The organism is Bacillus sp. FSL W8-0519 (assembly GCF_038005585.1).
In the GTDB taxonomy this organism is placed as follows: Bacteria; Bacillota; Bacilli; order Bacillales; family Bacillaceae_G; genus Bacillus_A; species Bacillus_A paranthracis.
In genome coordinates, this window is sequence record NZ_JBBOTL010000001.1 from 1,226,420 (window position 1) to 1,244,866 (window position 18,447).

The following is an 18,447-nucleotide window of genomic DNA, read 5'->3' on the forward strand; positions in this document are numbered from 1 at the left end:
AGAGTTCGGATAAAATCCGGACTCTTTTTTTAGTGTTGTTCTACTGGCTCGTTTGGAATTGCAGCTGCAATTGCTAGTACGAATACCGCAAGAACAACTGAGAAAATAGACGCTTGGTTAAAATCGTATGTACCGCCAGTCATAGAGCCGATTACGTAGCTCATCATATGTACAAGCAAGAACGACCAAATTAATGCCCAAATGAAACGCATATTTTACACCTCTATTCGTTCAATCTGTCCTTATTGTAACACAATTGAAAAAAGAATATAGAAAAATATTTGTAGATTTTTCAACGCAAATTTGCATTCCGTTCATACATTATAAAAGAGTACTTTTATACGTTTAGAAAATAAGGCGGGGGAAAAATGAGTATTACGGAACGTTTTTTTTACTTAGAAAAAGAACCATGTGTCATTTATTTACCGGAGAAGCCAAATGGATTTTCTGTCATGCTTCTAGGTGATTACAACTACTTTATTGAGAATGGTACAAGTTTATGGACACAGCATGCGGGTAGATCTTATTTTTTACATGGCCTTATTGAGGAAGGCTATACGGTCTTTTCTTCTAATTTATACGGAAGACATTGGGGAAACGATCAATCTGTTCGTCTAGCAAAACGCCTATATGACGTTGTTCTGAGAAAAGAGACATTGAATGCGAAAATGCACATTATGGCAGATGGTATGGGGGCACTTGTAGCACTTGAAATGATGAACAAATACCCTGAATGTATACGCTCTGTCATTATGCTAAATCCGTGTTTAGATTTACCAGAATATGTCGAGTTTGAGAAAGAGCATAAGTTTTTTTACAAGAGACTCGTGAAGGAATTATGTTTAGCGTATGATGCTAAAGAAGAAGAATTAGAATCGAAAATAAATAAGAAATCATTTACGCTTCTTCCGTCTTGTGTACCTGTTAAAATTTTTGTATCAACACAAGAAAAAAGAGGAAGAAAACAGTTGCTACGTAAATACGAGAAAATGAGGCAATTGAACCAATGCGATACTTCTGTCTTATTCCATCTGCAAGATGTGAAATATAAAATGGTTAGGCAAACGACTGATTTCTTTAAAAAATATGAAGAAGAATTGTGAAGCTCCCATATACATAAATGAGGAGCTATTTGTTTCAAGGAGAAAGGGTTGGTGGTATGGAACGCGTGCTAATTATAGGTGCACTTACGTTTGTAGGTTATCACCTTGTGAATAAAATGATTGCAGAAGAAGTAGAAGTATATGGTCTTGATTTTGATGAATTCGATAGTATGACAAAAATTAATGAAGAGAAGTTATTGTTAATTGGGCGAAATGCGTTATTTACGTATTATTCGATAAGAGATGAAGACGGATGGAGATCCGTAGAGGAAGAGAAATTTGATGCCGTTTACTTTTGTCTGTATGAGCCTAACCAACAAAGTGGCTTTCGAAATGAAAGAGTTATATTACAGTATTTAAAGCGAATGATAAGACTGTGTGAAGAACATAAAGTGAAGTTAAATCTAATTTCTTCTATTGAAGTAGGAAACGTAGATGAGTCCGAAAATAAACGTCTATTTGCGAAAGTGGAAGAAGGATTGAAAAAAGGAGAGGTACAATATAGTGTATTTCGAGTTCCTACATTATATGGGCCATGGCAACCATCTTTTATGATGTATCATCAGCTCATTTTATCAGAACTGGGTGAGAAAGAGTGCCATTATACGAGTGAGGAAAACGCGAGTGATCTACTGTACGTTGAAGATGTATGTGAATACTTATGGGAAAATGGAATGAACGAGGAGTATCTCGGTATATATAATTTACTTAGTGGTAAAAAATCATTATGGAAAAAAGGTATGAACCTTTTACGTGCAGAGGATAAAGTGAAAAAAGAGAATGTGGAAGAAAGAGATGGAACTGTAGAGGTTATTTCGATAAAAAGAAATACTCCGTTAGAATACGGTTTAAATAAACAATTGGCACATATGAAAAAATATAAAGAGTTATACGAAGGATAGCGAGCGTGTTACACTATGTATGTGAAAGTTTTAATGGAGAGGAAGAACATAATATGAATGAGAAAAGCATGCAATTTTTACAAATCGCAATGAAGCATTTACCAGAAGCAAAGGCCATTTTAGATGATAATGGAATTGCGCTTGATATGGAGAAAGCTCAACCAGTATTAGAGTTATTGATGAAAGTTATGAACGAAGCATATGAGCTTGGGAAAGCAGATCAAGAATAAAAAGCATAAAAAGAATAAAAAGCATCTTTTGAGATGGAAGAGAGGCCCGAACCGTGGATAGAAGCGGTCAGGGCCTTTTTTTATTTTCGCCTGGGGGAAAACCAGATATATGAAGAGGCTAAAGGAAAAGTAGTGAGGAGAACCCTCTAGTTTAGAAGGAAAGCAGATAAAGAATAAAAATTTAGATGGAAGAGAGGCCTGAACTGTAAGTAGAAACGGTTCGGGCCTTTTTATATTTCGAAAGAACAGGGAAAGGTATGTTTCCGTTCCTTTTCATAAACAATAAGGTGAATAATGCGTTCGCTTTATGTTTTAGCAGAAATATATTCTAGACAAAAATACATTTATGTTTTAAAATTAGTACCAAGTCATAATAATTGATATAAAACGGAGGGCTGCGATGTGAACGTGGGCATTTTAGGGATCGGAAGATATGTGCCGGAAAAAGTAGTCACAAATCACGATTTAGAGAAAATAATGGATACATCCGATGAATGGATTCGTACGAGAACAGGGATTGCGGAAAGACGCATTGCCGATGATACAATAGATACTTCATATATGGCCGTAGAGGCTTCTAAAAAAGCGCTTGAAGATGCAGGGGTTAGCGGAGAGGATATCGATCTTATTTTAGTAGCAACAGTAACGCCGGATCGTGCTTTTCCAGCAGTGGCTTGTGTCATTCAAGAAGCAATTGGCGCAAAACATGCAGCTGCAATGGATTTAAGTGCAGCGTGTGCTGGTTTTATGTACGGAATGATTACAGCGCAGCAATTTATTCAAACGGGAACTTATAAAAATATACTAGTAGTTGGTAGTGATAAACTATCTAAAATTGTAGATTGGAACGATCGAAATACAGCAGTACTATTTGGAGACGGAGCCGGTGCGATCGTAATGGGAGCTGTTTCAGAAGGTAAAGGCGTTCTATCTTTCGAATTAGGAGCGGACGGAAGTGGCGGTAAGCATCTTTATCAAGATGAGTATGTTATGATGAATGGCAGAGAAGTCTTTAAATTTGCTGTTCGTCAACTTGGTGATTCTTGTCTTCGCGTTCTAGATAAAGCTGGTCTTACGAAAGAAGATGTGGATTTCTTAGTACCGCATCAAGCGAATATTCGTATTATGGAATCTGCAAGAGAGAGATTAAATTTACCACAAGAAAAGATGAGTATGACAATTGAGAAGTTCGGTAATACATCAGCTTCTTCCATTCCGATTGCAATGGTAGAGGAATTGCAAAACGGACGTATTCAAGATGGTGATTTAATTATACTTGTTGGTTTTGGCGGCGGATTAACATGGGGAGCAGTCGCTCTTCGTTGGGGTAAATAAGGACTGAGAGAAAAAAAGGAGTGTATTTTGTATGGAAAAAAAGAGGGTCGTAATTACAGGACTAGGAGCTGTTACACCGGTCGGTACAGATGTTGAAACAGCGTGGGAAAACATTAAAAAGGGTGTATCTGGAATCGGACGACTTACAAGAATTGATCCGGAACTATTTCCAGCAAAAGTAGCAGCAGAAATTAACGACTTTGAAGTCGAGAAATATATTGATAAAAAAGAAGCGCGTCGTATGGATCGCTTTACACAATATGCAGTAGCAGCAGCGAAAATGGCAGTTGCAGATGCAAAGCTTGAGATTACAGAAGAAAATGGACCTCGAATTGGTGTATGGATTGGTTCTGGTATTGGTGGTATGGAAACATACGAAGAACAATTTAAGATTTTTACTGAGAAAGGCCCGCGCCGCGTGAGCCCATTCTTCGTACCGATGATGATTCCAGATATGGCAGCAGGCCAAGTATCAATCGCAACAGGAGCAAAAGGAATTAACACTTGTTCTGTAACGGCTTGTGCATCTGGTGCAAACTCAATTGGTGATGCGTTTAAAGCAATTCAGCGTGGTGATGCTGATGCAATGATTACGGGCGGGGCAGAGGCGCCGTTAACAAGTATGGCATTCGCAGGATTTAGCTCAGCGAAAGCATTAACATTCAATGAAGATCCAGCAACAGCTTGCCGTCCATTCGATAAAAACCGTAGTGGTTTCGTAATGGGTGAAGGTTCAGGTATTTTAATTCTTGAAGAATTAGAGCACGCATTAGCTCGTGGTGCTCACATTTATGCGGAAATCGCTGGTTACGGTGCAACTGGTGATGCATTCCATATTACAATGCCAGCTCCTGGCGGTGAAGGCGGCGTGCGCGCAATGCGTCAAGCTTTAGCGGATGCAGGTCTACAGCCAGAAGATATTGATTACATTAATGCGCATGGTACAAGTACGGATGCGAATGAAAAGTATGAAACGATGGCAATTAAAGAAACGTTCGGAGAGCATGCGTATAAAGTAGCAATCAGCTCAACGAAATCAATGACAGGTCACTTATTAGGAGCAGCTGGTGCTGTTGAAGCGATCTTCTCTATTAAATCAATTACAGACGGAGTAATTCCTCCAACAATTAACTATGAGACACCAGATCCAGAATGTGACTTAGATTACGTACCGAATAATGCGAGACATCAAGAAGTAAACGCGGTGTTAAGTAATTCATTAGGATTCGGTGGTCATAACGCAGTATTAGTATTTAAAGCGTATAAATAATAGATGAGATAAGGAGTTTTTTCGCGATATATTGCGAAAAAACTCCTTATTTATTTTTACGTCTTTTTCTCTTTTTGCATATACATAAGAAAAAGGAGGGATAAAGATGGGGGTTGTTGAAACTGCTGAGTGGTTACATCTATATTATGGACGGCCAGAAAAGCTGTGTGAGAAGTTTACGAAGTATATCCCGCTGCCAAAAGAAAGGTTGTATCGCTTTTTAATTTCTAAAGGTATGTATCGCCCTGTTATGCGAGGAGAACGAGAAATTAAAGAGTTAGAGAAAAAGGAAGTTTGGAAAGAGTTACGTGCAGAGTATGAGAAACTGAAAAATTGGTTAAAAGGTCCAGATGTCCCTGTCTTTATTCTATTATCAGATTCCTATAATCGAACTGTACAAGAAGAGTATAACGGCAGGGCTGGATTATCTATGCGTCACGTTATTTTCTTATTCGTATGTGGACGGAATTCGGTGGAAGAATTAAAAGTGCTATTGGCGCATGAATATCATCATATATGCAGGTTGCATCAAATTGAGACGAAAGAAACGGAATATACATTACTTGATACGATGATTATGGAAGGGTTAGCTGAGCAAGCGGTAACGGAAAGATATTCAGAAAAAAACAATGCACCGTGGACGACGTATCTTTCAAAAGAAGAGGCTATATATTATTGGAAAAACGTTGTATATGAAAGAATAAGTATAAAGCGAGGAACAAGGGAGCACGACATCTTATTAAATGGATTTCACTCTTATCCGAAGATGCTTGGCTATGCGCTTGGATTTCATATTGTCAAAGATTGTGTAACTTTGGAAGGAGAAGATACACTTTCTTTATTACCTATAGATGCAAAAGAAATATTGAATAAAGCAAAAACATTTCATATATAAAAAAACAGGAGCTCTCTTTCCTGTTTTTTTAGTATTAATAGAAGAAAAAATAATAATTAGAATATATTTCCTTAGGTGGAATAAAGTTAAGAAAAATTGAACATAATGATGGATACAAACAGTAGTGAAGTGAGGGGTAGTGAATGTTATATCTACATGATGTATGGGTAAATTGGTTTGAAGGTGAAGAAAATGGGTATAACGTTTGTCATTTTTACGAATGGCGGAAAGATGATACGATTGAGCTATTAGATCAAGTGCCATTATTAAAAGTAGATTCCACATTATATCATTACATCGAGAACGAATTGTTAGAGCTTCCGCAAAAAATGTTGGAAGACGTACATCATAAGGCTTATATTCGTAAAAATCATGAACGTTTGCAGCAAGAGTATTGCTTTGTAGTTACAGATGGAAAAGGAATTATTGCAATCGACACAATTGGTTACAACGTACCGATTCGAAAGAGCAGACTTATACCGCGCCAAGAGCAGATGGTATATGAGATGGTAGAAAACGTACAAGCAGAAAAGTATGAGTTCCAAGTAGAAGAAATGGAAAAAGAACATCATATTTTATCACCATCACCTTTCATTATGAATGGCTTAACTCGTAAAGAAAGACAGCTTAAACAATTACTATTTATGGCGTTAGATCAATTACATACAACGAAAAACACAGCGGAAATTCGCTATTGGTTCACAGAGTGGGATCCATCAGCATACGGAATGGTTCAACATATGGAATTTGAAGATATTTGGGCTAAGCTGTATGATGAAGCGAAAACAGGTTGGTCTGAGAAGCACGAACAATTATGCGAGCGTCTCGTAAAAGGACAGCCATTTTTTGAAAAGTTATGGGAAATGGAAAACGAGCAAAAGGTAAATTAAAAAACCGCCAATCGGCGGTTTTTTTTATTTGTTGTAGTCTAGCTCCAGCGGCAAGAATGTTCGGTGGCTTCGCGCCTTCCTGCGAGGCAAAAAACGCCTCTACGTCAGGAGCTCCATCCCCCTCACATTCTAAGCGAGCCGCTTCTGCTTTATATGAAATCCAGCTCCAGCGGCAAGCTCTTCGTGTCTAAGAACCTTCCGCATAAGAAGGCAAAAAGCGCCTTTTATGCGAAAGAACCTTAGCCAGTCAGAGCTGAACGAGCCGCCTCCGCTTTATATGTAATCTAGCTCCGGCTCCTAACCCTTCGCGTCTAAGAACCTTCCCCACAAGAAGGTAAAAAGCACCTTCTGTGGGAAAGAACCTTAGCCGTCAGGGCTAAGCAGTCGCCTCCGCTTTATATGTTACCTACGTTTTCTGCTTAGTCCCATTGCGTTTTCTACTTTGCGTAGTTGTTTGAATGCGACGCGGTTTGCTTTTTCGGCACCTTTGTCTAGAATTTCGTCTAGTTCTGGTGAGTTGATTAGTTCGTTATATTTGTCTTGGATTGGACGAATTGCCTCTACGACTACTTGCGCTAAGTCGCCTTTGAAGTCGCCATATCCTTTTCCTTCGTACATTGCTTCAATTTCTTCAACTGTTTTTCCAGAGAATGAAGAGTAGATTGTTAATAAGTTAGAGATGCCAGGTTTGTTTTCTTTATCAAATTTCACGATACCTTCAGAATCAGTTACAGCACTCTTAATTTTCTTTTCAATTGTTTTTGGTTCGTCAAGCATGCTGATCATTGATTTTGGATTCGGATCAGATTTACTCATTTTTTTCGTAGGCTCTGTTAGTGACATAACGCGAGCTCCTACTTTTGGAATACGGATTTCAGGAATTGTGAATACTTCACGGAAGCGTTTGTTGAAACGCTCTGCTAGGTCACGTGTTAATTCCATATGTTGCTTTTGGTCATCACCAACAGGCACGATTTCAGTGTTGTAAAGTAAAATATCAGCAGCCATTAATGGTGGATACGTTAGTAATCCAGCTGGTACTGAATCTCTACCTGACGCTTTATCTTTATATTGCGTCATACGCTCTAATTCTCCAACGTAAGCAACTGATTGCATAATCCATCCTAGTTGAGCGTGTGCCGGTACTTCTGATTGTACAAATAACGTAGCTTTTTCAGGATCGATACCGCATGCTACATAAAGTGCAGCAAGACTGCGGATGTTTTTACGAAGCCCGACGGGATCTTGAGGCACTGTAATCGCATGTTGATTTACAATACAGAAATAACAGTCGTGTTCGTTTTGAAGCTCTGTAAATTGCTTCATAGCCCCTAAATAGTTTCCAAGTGTAATCGTTCCACTCGGCTGAATACCAGAAAAGATAACTGACATAAGTAATTCCTCCTAAATTTGAATGCGTGATAGGGAAGAGAAGGCAAACAAAAAAGCCCATTCATCCCAAAAAACTATAGGGACGAATGGACCGCGGTACCACCCTAATTATTTCACTACTGTGAAATCTCTCTAATCCATAATAACGTTTGGATATAACGCCAAAGCCTACTACTTTCGGTTCGGTTTGGAGCTCAAAAGCCCATTCCATACTGTACAATTACTTGTTCACACCAGCCACAAGCTCTCTGAAATTGCCTCAATATGTACTCTTCTTTATCATCGCATACATATAAATTTATTTATTGTTACCTGAGCTCTTTTAAATATGAAAGAACTAAAGTTTTATAACAAAATGTTTTGCAGATTATTATATCATATGGGATAGTGTTTGCAAACTACATCAAAATAGTAAAGCTAATGAAGGTCGAGAACAACCCAAGAACGATACCGGTAATGCAAATTGGATACGTCCATTTGAATGAATATGTTTTATAAATACGTTCTTTCTTATCGACAGGTTCCTCTACTTCTTCAATTAAAGAGTCGATTTTTTTGTTCGTACCAAATACTCTTTGGAATGCGTAAATTGTTACGTTAAAAAATCCATTTTGAAATATGAATAAAAAACCGCCTGTAAGAATAAAAAATAGTGCAATATAAAAAGAGATGTTGACAAAATTCAACAAAAAATGCGATGAAACGAGGAATGCACCAATACTAGAAGCGATTATCGCTATGAAAATTAGTATACAAGTATGAAAAAAAACTTTATTCAAAATGTTCCCCTCCGTCAAAATATTACTAGAATTATTATACTATAAAAGCTATAATATGTACTAGAACTAATTTTTTGAAAATTATACGCAATTAAAGGTCTGATTGCAAGATGATGGTAGCAATGTTAACGTATCCCTTTACAAAAAAATAAAAAAATAAACATTTTATTAAAAATTTTAACAAAAAAACAAAAAACTATATTCACAATTGTTATATTATATGTATAATGAAAATTGTAGAAACTTGGAGATTATTCTTTCAATTCTACTTTTTTACAAGTGAGGGTACAGGAAGTGCAATTAGGGGAGGCAACACAACATGAAGAAAAAGATACCGTTATTACTTGCATCGACTTTAACTGCAAGTATGTTGCTTGGTGCGTGTAGCTATCAGAAGGATGACGCAAAAGCAAAAGGGAAAGAAAACGCTACGAGTAGTAGTAACGGAAAGCAGATTCTTAATTTAACAGAGTTATCTGAAATTCCGTCAATGGATGCATCATTAGCATCTGACTCTGCATCTTCTACAGCATTAAATAATACGATGGAAGGTTTATATCGTATCGGCAAAGATCAAAAGAGAGTGCCTGGAATTGCTGAAGATGTTCAGAAGCTAGACGATGGAAAGAAATACATATTTAAATTAAGAAAAGATGCGAAGTGGTCGAATGGGGAACCTGTAACAGCAAAAGACTTTGTGTATTCTTGGAAAAGAGCAGTAAATCCAGATACAAAAGCGACGTATTCGTACATTATGTTCGATATTAAAAATGCAGAGAAAATTCATAAAAAAGAATTACCTGCTGACCAATTAGGTGTAAAAGCGATTGATGACTATACATTAGAAGTGGAATTAGACAATCCCGTTCCTTACTTTGTTGATTTAACGGTTTATCCAGTATTTTACCCGCTCAATGAGAACTTTGTAAAAGCACAAGGTGATAAGTTTGGGTTAGAGGCAAATACAACATTATATAATGGGCCATTTGTTATGAGTGATTGGAAACATGAGCAAAGCTTCCAGTTTAAGAAGAACCCATCATATTGGGATAATAAAACGGTTAAAATCGAAGAAATTAACTTTAATATTGTTAAAAATACGTCAACTGATGTAAATTTATATGAGACAAACTCAATTGATCGTGCGGCTCTATCTTCAGAATTTGTTGATAAGTTTAGACAAAGCCCAGAATTCCACACAAGAAAAGAAGCAGGGGTTGCTTACCTAAGATTTAATCAAAGTAATCAATACTTAAGCAATAAAAACTTAAGAAAAGCAATTTCAATGTCCTTTGACCGTGATAACATTGCGAAGGTTATTTTAAATAATGGTGCAATTGGAGCTTATGGATTTGTTGGAAAAGATTTCGCTGAAGGTCCGAATAAAAAAGATTTCCGAGCTGAAAATGGGAATTTAGTTGAAACAAATCCAAAAGAAGCGAAAAAATTGTGGGAAACAGCGAAAAAAGAGCTTGGCACTGATAAAATCGAACTAGAATTCTTAAACTTCGATAATGAGGATGCGAAAAAAGTTGGTGAATTCTTAAAAGGTGAGATGGAAAAGAACTTACCAGGTTTATCTATTAAAATTAAACAGCAGCCATTCGCACAAAAAAATAAATTAGAAGATTCTCAGCAATATGATATTGCGTTTGGTATTTGGGGACCAGATTTCCCAGATCCAATTTCATATTTAGATATGTTTGTTACGAATGGTTCTCAAAATAAAACAGGCTATTCTAATCAGAAATATGATGAGTTAATTCTAAAAGCTAAAACAGATACAAAAGATTTACAAGCACGCTGGGACAACCTATTAGAAGTAGAGAAGATGTTAATTAAAGAGGATGCAGTTATCACTCCAATCTTCCAAAAAGGTTCAGCGTATGTAGTAAAAGGTGCTGTAAAAGATATTATCCCAATTAACTATGGTGGTAAATTAACTTACAAATGGGCATCTGTTGAACAAAAATAATCTTTTTTCCATCGTTTACTAGGGTATATGCCTATGATGGGCATGTACTCTTATTTTAAAAAAATAAAAGTAAGAATATTTTAAACTATCTTATTGCTTTTGAGAAAAACGGGGAGGTGCTTGACTATGGGACGTTATGTATTAAAACGTTTCGTGTACATGGCTTTGACATTATTTTTAATTACTACGTTGACTTTCTTTTTGATGAAATTACTTCCAGGTTCTCCGCTTAAAAATCAGGAGAAGTTATCACCGGCACAAAAAGAAATCATTCTTGAAAAATATGGTTTAAATGATCCAGTACCAGTTCAATATGCACGTTACTTAGGTAACTTAGCAAAAGGGGATTTAGGGGTATCATTCCAATATGATAACCGTCCAGTAACAGACATGATTGTGGATCGCATTGGACCATCAGCACAACTTGGTTTACAAGCGATTATATTAGGAACATTTATCGGTTTAATTTTAGGAATCGTTGCGGCACTTCGTAACAATACGTGGGTCGACTATGGAGCGACAATTATTTCCGTACTCGGGATGTCGGTACCATCGTTCGTATTTGCCGCATTACTACAATATTTCGTAGGGGTAAAACTTGGATGGTTCCCAGTAGCATTCTGGAAAGGGCCAGAGTTTACAGTAATGCCTACAATCGCTTTATCGATGGCAGTTATCGCAACAATCGCACGTTTCGCTCGTGCAGAGTTAATTGAAGTTATGCAAGCTGACTACATTTTAACAGCGAAAGCGAAAGGAATTAGCCAAGGCGTTATCATTATCAAACACGCCCTTCGTAACGCGTTAATTCCAGTTGTAACAATTTTAGGACCAATGGTTGCAGGGTTAATTACAGGTACATTAGTTATTGAGCAAATTTATGCTGTACCAGGACTAGGGGAACAGTTCGTTAAATCTATTACAGTGAATGACTATACAGTTATTATGGGAACTACAATTTTCTATAGTGCGATCTTCATCTTAGTTATTTTCATTGTTGATATTTTATACGGAATTATTGATCCTCGTATTCGTTTAGCGGGAGGGAAAAAATGATGAAAGATGTACAAAAATTATCTCCAGACTTATTTCAACAAGCTAATCAAAATAATGTGGATAATGAAGTCATTGCCCGTCCAAGCTTAACGTTTTGGCAAGATGTAAGAAGACGTTTGTTCCAACATAAAGGAGCAATGTTTGGTTTAGTTTTATTAACGCTTATTATCTTACTAGCAATCTTCGGACCGATGGTAAGTAAGCACTCGTATAAAGAGCAAGATTTAGGACGTGCAAAATTGCCACCGAAAATTCCAGTTATTGAAAATGTTCATTGGTTACCATTTGACGGTACAGATCAATATGGTGTTGACCAATATGAAAAACGTGATATTAAAGAGTATTTCTGGTTTGGTACAGATGATCTTGGACGCGATTTATGGACAAGAACATGGGAAGGTACACGCGTATCATTATATATCGCTCTTTTAGCAGCAGCAATTGACTTAGTAATTGGGGTTGCATATGGAGGTATTTCAGCGTTCTATGGCGGTAGAGTAGATAACATTATGCAACGTATTATGGAGATTATTAACGGTATTCCATACTTAATCATCGTTATTTTAATGGTAATCATTATGGGATCTGGTATATGGTCAATTACACTCGCAATGGCAATTACAGGTTGGATAGGGATGTCGCGTATCGTTCGTGGACAAATCCTTAAATTAAAAAATCAAGAATACGTATTAGCATCTCGTACATTAGGTGCAACAAATACACAATTAATTGTAAAACACTTAATCCCGAACGTAATGGGACCAATTATTGTAATGACAATGTTTACAATTCCAACAGCGGTGTTTGGTGAGGCGTTCTTAAGCTTCATCGGTTTAGGTATTCAGCCACCATTCGCATCACTTGGTTCTCTTGTAAATGACGGTTATAAATCAATTCAAACGTATCCGCATATGATGTTCATTCCTGCGGTTGTCATCAGTATATTAATTTTAGCGTTTAACTTAATGGCAGACGGATTACGCGATGCGTTAGATCCAAAAATGCGTAAGTAAAAGAGGGGAGAGGCAAAGATGAAAACATTGTTAGAGGTAAAAGATTTACAAGTCTCCTTTGATACACATGCAGGTGAAGTACAAGCTGTACGCGGCGTTACTTTTGATTTGAAAAAAGGGGAAACATTAGCGATTGTAGGAGAATCTGGTTCTGGGAAATCAGTTACTTCTAAAGCGTTAATGGGATTAATTCCGAATCCTCCTGGACGCATTAAAAATGGTGAAATCGTATTTGAAGGTCGTGACTTAACGAAATTAACAGAAAAAGAAATGCAGCAAGTACGTGGTAAAGATATCGCGATGATTTTCCAAGATCCAATGACATCATTAAACCCAACGATGACAATTGGAAATCAAATTATGGAAGGCCTTATTAAACACCAAGGAATGAGTAAAGCAGACGCACGTAAAGTTGCGTTGGAATTAATCGACCTTGTAGGTATTCCAAATCCAGAAGCTCGTTTAAAACAATATCCGCACCAATTCTCTGGTGGTATGAGGCAGCGTGTAGTTATTGCGATGGCATTAGCTTGTAACCCAAAATTATTGATTGCCGATGAGCCGACAACAGCGCTAGACGTTACAATTCAGGCGCAAATTTTAGAGCTTATGAAGGACATTCAACAAAAAACAGAAGCAGCAATCATTTTCATTACGCATGACTTAGGTGTAGTGGCGAACGTTGCGGACCGCGTAGCAGTTATGTACGCTGGTAAAGTTGTTGAAATCGGAACTGTAGATGAAATTTTCTACAATCCAAAACATCCATATACTTGGGGCTTAATCGCATCTATGCCAAGTTTAGATGGTTCAGAAGAAGAGTTATATGCAATTCCTGGAACGCCTCCAGATTTATTGAAGCCGCCAAAGGGAGATGCTTTTGCACCACGTAACCCACAGGCACTGAAAATTGATTTTGAAATGGACCCACCTTTATTTAAAGTAAGTGATACACACTATGCGGCAACTTGGTTACTTCATGAGCAAGCTCCAGAAGTAAAACCGCCGGCAGTCGTTGAAAAACGCATTCTTCAAATGAAAGCAGGTGAACAACATGACTAAACAACGTGAGAAATTAATTGAAGTAAAAAATGTAAAGCAGCACTTCGACGTGAGTGGTGGTGTTGTCAAAGCGGTTAATGATATTTCATTTGATATTTACCGCGGAGAAACATTTGGTCTTGTAGGAGAATCGGGTTGTGGTAAATCAACAACTGGAAGAACGATCATTCGTTTATATGATGCAACTGCAGGTGAAGTATTGTTCGACGGTGAAAATGTACATGGCAAAAAATCACGCGCAGAATTGAAGAAATTCAACCGTAAAATGCAAATGATTTTCCAAGATCCATATGCATCATTAAACCCTCGTATGACAGTAGGGGATATTATTGCAGAAGGTATTGATATTCACGGATTAGCGAAAAACAAAAAAGAGCGTATGGACCGTGTTCATGAATTATTAAACACAGTTGGCTTAAATAAAGAGCACGCAAACCGTTTCCCTCATGAATTCTCAGGTGGACAACGTCAGCGTATCGGTATCGCTCGTGCACTTGCTGTAGAACCTGAATTTATCATTGCCGATGAGCCAATCTCAGCACTTGACGTATCAATTCAGGCGCAAGTTGTAAACTTACTGAAAAAGTTACAAAAAGAAAAAGGTTTAACATACTTATTCATTGCCCATGATTTATCAATGGTAAAATACATTAGTGACCGCATTGGTGTAATGTACCGTGGTCAAATCGTTGAATTAACAACAAGTGATGAGTTATATGCAAATCCAATTCATCCATATACAAAATCACTATTATCAGCAATTCCACTTCCAGATCCAGATTATGAGCGCAATCGTAAACGTATCGTATACGATCCATCTCAGCACAATTATGGCAGTGAAGAACCGACAATGCGTGAAATTCGCCCGGGACATTTCGTACTATGTTCTGAAGCGGAGTACAAGAAATATAAAGAGATTTATCAATAATAAAAAATCCATTCTTCTATTACAGAAGAATGGATTTTTTTACTATATAAAAGAGTTGTCAATATTTCTCGGTAAGTCGATATATTTAAAGAATCGCAAATATAAGTTGCCTATACTAATGACTACACCTTAATTAAACGAGTATTATTGCGCCTGAACAGAAACAATCTCCTCTTGTTCTTCAGGTTTAACAAGTGCATAACGCTCCCACGCTCTACTTTTCCAGCGGAAGAACATAATAATGGCACGTGTCCATTCATCAATAGCAATTGCTAGCCAAATACCAACGAGCCCCATATCTAAATGGAAGGCGAAAAAATAACCGAGTGGTAAACTCATTAACACCATAGAGAATGCGCCGATTAAAACTGGGTACTTTGCATCACCAGCTGCGCGAAGTGAATTGATGATGACGATGTTCATCGTACGCCCTGTTTCAAGTAGTACACTTAGTAAAAGAACTGACGCACCTAACGCAATAATGTGCGGATTATCTGTAAATAGTCCCATTAATTGTGTGCGGAATGTAATAACGAGAGCAACCATACATAAAGTGACACCGATCGCCCACTTTACACTTTTCCATACACGTTCATACGCTTCATCTTTTTCACCACCGCCAACGAGGCGTCCGATAATAATTGCAGTTCCCATACCGATTGCAATAGCGAATAAATAAGTGAACATAGAGATGTTCGTAGCGTATTGTCTAGCAGCTAACGATTCCGTTCCTAAATATGTTGCATAGTATAAGAAGACAATTTGGCAAGCTTGATACATAACCTGCTCAAACGCAGATGGAATTCCGATTTTTAAAATTTTCCCGATATATTCTTTTGATAAGGTGAAGTAGTATTGTAATTTTACACGGTACTCCATAACGCGGTACAGTAACCAGAAGAAAACGAGAAGCGCTATAAGTCGGCTGACAGCAGAAGAAATGGCAGCCCCTTGTACACCTAGCTCTGGGAAACCAAATTTTCCGAAAATGAGTACGTAGTTTCCAGCGATATGAATAATATTCATTCCAAGAGAAATAAACATCGCTTGCTTTGTGAAGCCATGTACGCGGATAATTGCGGCTAATGAATTAATAATAGCTTGAAGGAAAATAGCTCCTCCGACGATAGATAAATAGCTCTGTGCATACATTAGTACATCGCCTTGTAAGTTCATTGCCATCATCATATGTTTTGAGAATAAAAGAAAACCAGCGCTTATAACGAGTCCGACCACTAAATTTAATGTGACGGCTAAAGCTGATATTTTTGATGCTTCCATAAAACGTTTGGAACCGAGGTATTGAGATACGACGATGGCTGCGCCGTTCCCGATGACTTCTAGTACCAAAATAGCGATATGGAGATATTGATTCGCTGCACCAACCCCAGATACAGCATCGTCTGATAATGCACTTAACATGAAAGTATCAGCGATCCCCATTAACATAAATAGAAAAACTTCTAGAAAAATAGGCCATGTTAATAAGAATAAACTTAATTTCTCAGTAGGCCTGTTTTTTGCCTGAATTGCTGTCATGTCCGTCCCCTCTTTACCGATATCTATTTTTAGCAAAGTGTATCGTAACATACTTTCTTGACCTTTGCACTCATTTTAACCTACATATCTTTATTATGAAGGGAGAGCTATTTTATGATAAAAACAGAAGGATAATTATGCGTAAAGTATTATAAAATATAAATTTTGTTTTTATCTAATAATTTAGAAAAATATAAAAATAATTATTTCTGACACTTCAGTAAGGAAAATCGGCAATATGAAACGTTTACAAAGGATTAAGTTTTAACAGAAAATTTTAATAAAATAGAAATATAAATATACAAAAAATATATTTGTGTGTATAATATGAATTGTTAGAACATATATATATTTCTTTTTGTTTGAAAATGAAAGGGCTAACATTTTTGTGGAGGGTGGAAATATGAAAAAAAAGATGCCAGTTTTTGTAGTATCAACAGTAGCAATGAGCATGATGTTAGGGGCATGTAGCTACCAAAAAGATGAGCCGCAAGCGAACGCAAAAGGGGATAGCGGGAAAAGCGGTGCGAAGCAAGTTATTAACTTAATTGAAACGCAAGAAATTCCAACGATGGATCCAGCGTTATCAGCTGATGCAGTTTCTTCAAGAGTAATGACTAATACGATGGAAGGCTTATACAGTTTAGGAAAAGACGATAAGCTTGTTCCTGGTGTAGCGAAGGAATTCAAAAAATCAGAAGACGGTAAAAAATATACATTTACATTACGTGAAGACGCAAAATGGTCAAATGGTGAGCCTGTGACGGCAAAAGATTTCGTATACGCATGGCAAAGAGCGATTAACCCAGATACAGCTGCGAAATCAGCGTACATTATGTATGATATAAAAAATGCAGAGAAAATTAACAAAAAAGAGATGAGTCCGGACCAATTAGGGGTAAAGGCGATTGATGATTATACATTAGAAGTGGAATTAGACAATTCCATTCCATACCTTGTAGATTTAATGGTATATCCAATCTTCTATCCTGTGAATGAAAAGTTCGTGAAAGAGCAAGGTACGAAGTTTGGTTTGGAAGCGAATACAACACTCTATAACGGACCATTTACATTAAGTGATTGGCAACATGAACGTAGCTTTAAAATGACAAAGAGCTCGTCATATTGGGATAATAAAGAAGTGAAGATTGAGGAAGTAAACTTTAATATTGTTAAAGACACGTCTACACCAATTAATTTATATGAAACAAACGCAGTCGATCGAGCAACGTTATTAGCGGAGTTCATCGATAAATATAAAGGAAAACCAGATTTCCAAACAGTAGAAGATACATCTGTATTCTTCCTTCGTTTAAATCAAAAAGATCCAGCGTTAGCAAATAAAAATATTCGTAAAGCAATTTCACTTGCTTTTGAACGTAAACCGTTCGTTGATACATTATTAAATAACGGTTCTAAGCCAGCAACAGGATTAATTCCTGATAACTTCATTAAAGGACCGGATAAAAAGGACTTCCGTGCTGTAAATGGAGATATTGTAAAACCAAACGTGAAAGAAGCGAAGAAATATTGGGAAGCTGGTAAAAAAGAGCTTGGTAAAAATGAAATCGAATTAGAGTTATTAAACGAAGATGTTGAATTATCGAAGAAAACAGGGGAATATTTAAAAGGTGAGTTAGAAAAGAATTTACCAGGTTTAACAGTGAAAATTAAACAACAACCATTCGCGCAAAAACTAAAATTAGAAGATGCGGGCGATTTCGTCATGTCATTCTCTGGATGGAGTGCAGACTTCCCAGATCCAATTACATATCTTGATATGTTTGTAACTGACGGATCACAAAATAAAATGAAATATTCTAATCCGAAATATGATGAGATCATCATGAAAGCAAAAAAAGATGGAAGCGATGTAAATGCTCGTTGGAAAAGCTTACTAGAAGCAGAGAAAATGTTACTTGATGACGCTGCGATTGTACCGGTATATCAACGTGGTAGAGCATACTTACAAAGAGATTCCATTAAAAATATGTACAACCATAAATATGGTGGCGATTTAAGCTTTAAATGGGCGTCAGTAGAGAAATAAGAAAAAAGCAGGTAATTGCCTGCTTTTT

General features: G+C 37.0%; 17 protein-coding genes and 1 other annotated feature. Of the genes, 13 read left to right on the top strand and 4 right to left on the bottom strand.

Annotated elements, in window-relative coordinates; translation table 11 throughout:
• Nucleotides 1–29: 29 nt before the first annotated feature.
• Nucleotides 30–212, bottom strand: a complete 183-nt coding sequence (locus tag NST14_RS06355; protein WP_001211114.1) for a YjzD family protein — start codon at nt 210–212, stop codon at nt 30–32.
• 156 nt (nt 213–368) lie between these two features.
• Here NST14_RS06355 and NST14_RS06360 point away from each other — a divergent pair, with 156 nt between their 5' ends.
• From NST14_RS06360 to NST14_RS06390, 7 genes are all read left to right on the top strand, one after another.
• The gene (locus NST14_RS06360) at nt 369–1,103 is read left to right on the top strand and encodes a hypothetical protein (RefSeq protein ID WP_000028704.1); all 735 of its coding nucleotides are present in this window, start codon (nt 369–371) and stop codon (nt 1,101–1,103) included.
• Between the two features lie 29 nt (nt 1,104–1,132).
• Nucleotides 1,133–2,005, top strand: coding sequence for an NAD-dependent epimerase/dehydratase family protein (locus tag NST14_RS06365; protein WP_000486163.1), 873 nt, complete (start codon nt 1,133–1,135; stop codon nt 2,003–2,005).
• A 53-nt stretch (nt 2,006–2,058) separates the two neighbouring features.
• Nucleotides 2,059–2,235 carry a ComZ family protein gene (locus NST14_RS06370; protein ID WP_009879752.1) on the top strand — a complete coding sequence of 59 codons (177 nt, stop codon included), beginning with the start codon at nt 2,059–2,061 and terminating at the stop codon, nt 2,233–2,235.
• A gap of 402 nt (nt 2,236–2,637) precedes the next feature.
• Nucleotides 2,638–3,570, top strand: coding sequence for a beta-ketoacyl-ACP synthase III (gene fabH, locus NST14_RS06375; protein ID WP_001100541.1), 933 nt, complete (start codon nt 2,638–2,640; stop codon nt 3,568–3,570).
• 31 nt (nt 3,571–3,601) lie between these two features.
• On the top strand, nt 3,602–4,840 hold the full coding sequence (gene fabF / locus NST14_RS06380) for a beta-ketoacyl-ACP synthase II (protein WP_000412651.1): 1,239 nt from the start codon (nt 3,602–3,604) through the stop codon (nt 4,838–4,840).
• Between the two features lie 106 nt (nt 4,841–4,946).
• Nucleotides 4,947–5,735, top strand: coding sequence for a DUF2268 domain-containing protein (locus NST14_RS06385; protein WP_000539323.1), 789 nt, complete (start codon nt 4,947–4,949; stop codon nt 5,733–5,735).
• A gap of 143 nt (nt 5,736–5,878) precedes the next feature.
• Nucleotides 5,879–6,625, top strand: a complete 747-nt coding sequence (locus NST14_RS06390) for a YjbA family protein (RefSeq protein WP_000966137.1) — start codon at nt 5,879–5,881, stop codon at nt 6,623–6,625.
• 402 nt (nt 6,626–7,027) lie between these two features.
• Here the strand turns inward: NST14_RS06390 and trpS are convergent, their stop codons facing one another.
• Nucleotides 7,028–8,017 carry a tryptophan--tRNA ligase gene (trpS, locus tag NST14_RS06395; RefSeq protein ID WP_000110985.1) on the bottom strand — a complete coding sequence of 330 codons (990 nt, stop codon included), beginning with the start codon at nt 8,015–8,017 and terminating at the stop codon, nt 7,028–7,030.
• 75 nt (nt 8,018–8,092) lie between these two features.
• Nucleotides 8,093–8,309 (bottom strand) — a binding site (T-box leader).
• A 106-nt stretch (nt 8,310–8,415) separates the two neighbouring features.
• A complete protein-coding gene (locus NST14_RS06400; RefSeq protein ID WP_001044989.1) occupies nt 8,416–8,796 on the bottom strand; it encodes a DUF3899 domain-containing protein in 381 nt (126 codons plus the stop codon).
• A gap of 319 nt (nt 8,797–9,115) precedes the next feature.
• Here NST14_RS06400 and NST14_RS06405 point away from each other — a divergent pair, with 319 nt between their 5' ends.
• The 5 genes from NST14_RS06405 to NST14_RS06425 all read left to right on the top strand — a co-directional run bounded on the left by NST14_RS06405 (nt 9,116) and on the right by NST14_RS06425 (nt 14,830).
• A complete protein-coding gene (locus NST14_RS06405; RefSeq protein WP_000727207.1) occupies nt 9,116–10,771 on the top strand; it encodes a peptide ABC transporter substrate-binding protein in 1,656 nt (551 codons plus the stop codon).
• Between the two features lie 126 nt (nt 10,772–10,897).
• Nucleotides 10,898–11,827 (top strand): oligopeptide ABC transporter permease, encoded by a 930-nt coding sequence (opp3b, locus tag NST14_RS06410; RefSeq protein WP_000534165.1) that lies wholly within the window; start codon nt 10,898–10,900, stop codon nt 11,825–11,827.
• The gene (gene opp3C / locus NST14_RS06415; RefSeq protein ID WP_000974101.1) at nt 11,824–12,840 is read left to right on the top strand and encodes an oligopeptide ABC transporter permease; all 1,017 of its coding nucleotides are present in this window, start codon (nt 11,824–11,826) and stop codon (nt 12,838–12,840) included. The genes opp3b and opp3C overlap by 4 nt, the downstream gene beginning before the upstream one ends.
• Before the next feature lie 18 nt (nt 12,841–12,858).
• Nucleotides 12,859–13,902 carry an ABC transporter ATP-binding protein gene (locus NST14_RS06420; protein WP_000854346.1) on the top strand — a complete coding sequence of 348 codons (1,044 nt, stop codon included), beginning with the start codon at nt 12,859–12,861 and terminating at the stop codon, nt 13,900–13,902.
• Entirely contained in the window at nt 13,895–14,830 is a 936-nt protein-coding gene (locus NST14_RS06425; RefSeq protein WP_000166346.1) for an ABC transporter ATP-binding protein, read from the top strand. The genes NST14_RS06420 and NST14_RS06425 overlap by 8 nt, the downstream gene beginning before the upstream one ends.
• 144 nt (nt 14,831–14,974) lie before the next feature.
• Here NST14_RS06425 and NST14_RS06430 read toward each other — a convergent pair whose 3' ends face one another.
• On the bottom strand, nt 14,975–16,420 hold the full coding sequence (locus NST14_RS06430) for an MATE family efflux transporter (RefSeq protein ID WP_002163724.1): 1,446 nt from the start codon (nt 16,418–16,420) through the stop codon (nt 14,975–14,977).
• Nucleotides 16,421–16,772: 352 nt separating this feature from the next.
• On the opposite strand from NST14_RS06430, the gene NST14_RS06435 reads away from it, so the two are divergent.
• Entirely contained in the window at nt 16,773–18,419 is a 1,647-nt protein-coding gene (locus NST14_RS06435) for a peptide ABC transporter substrate-binding protein (RefSeq protein WP_000728616.1), read from the top strand.
• Nucleotides 18,420–18,447: the final 28 nt, after the last annotated feature.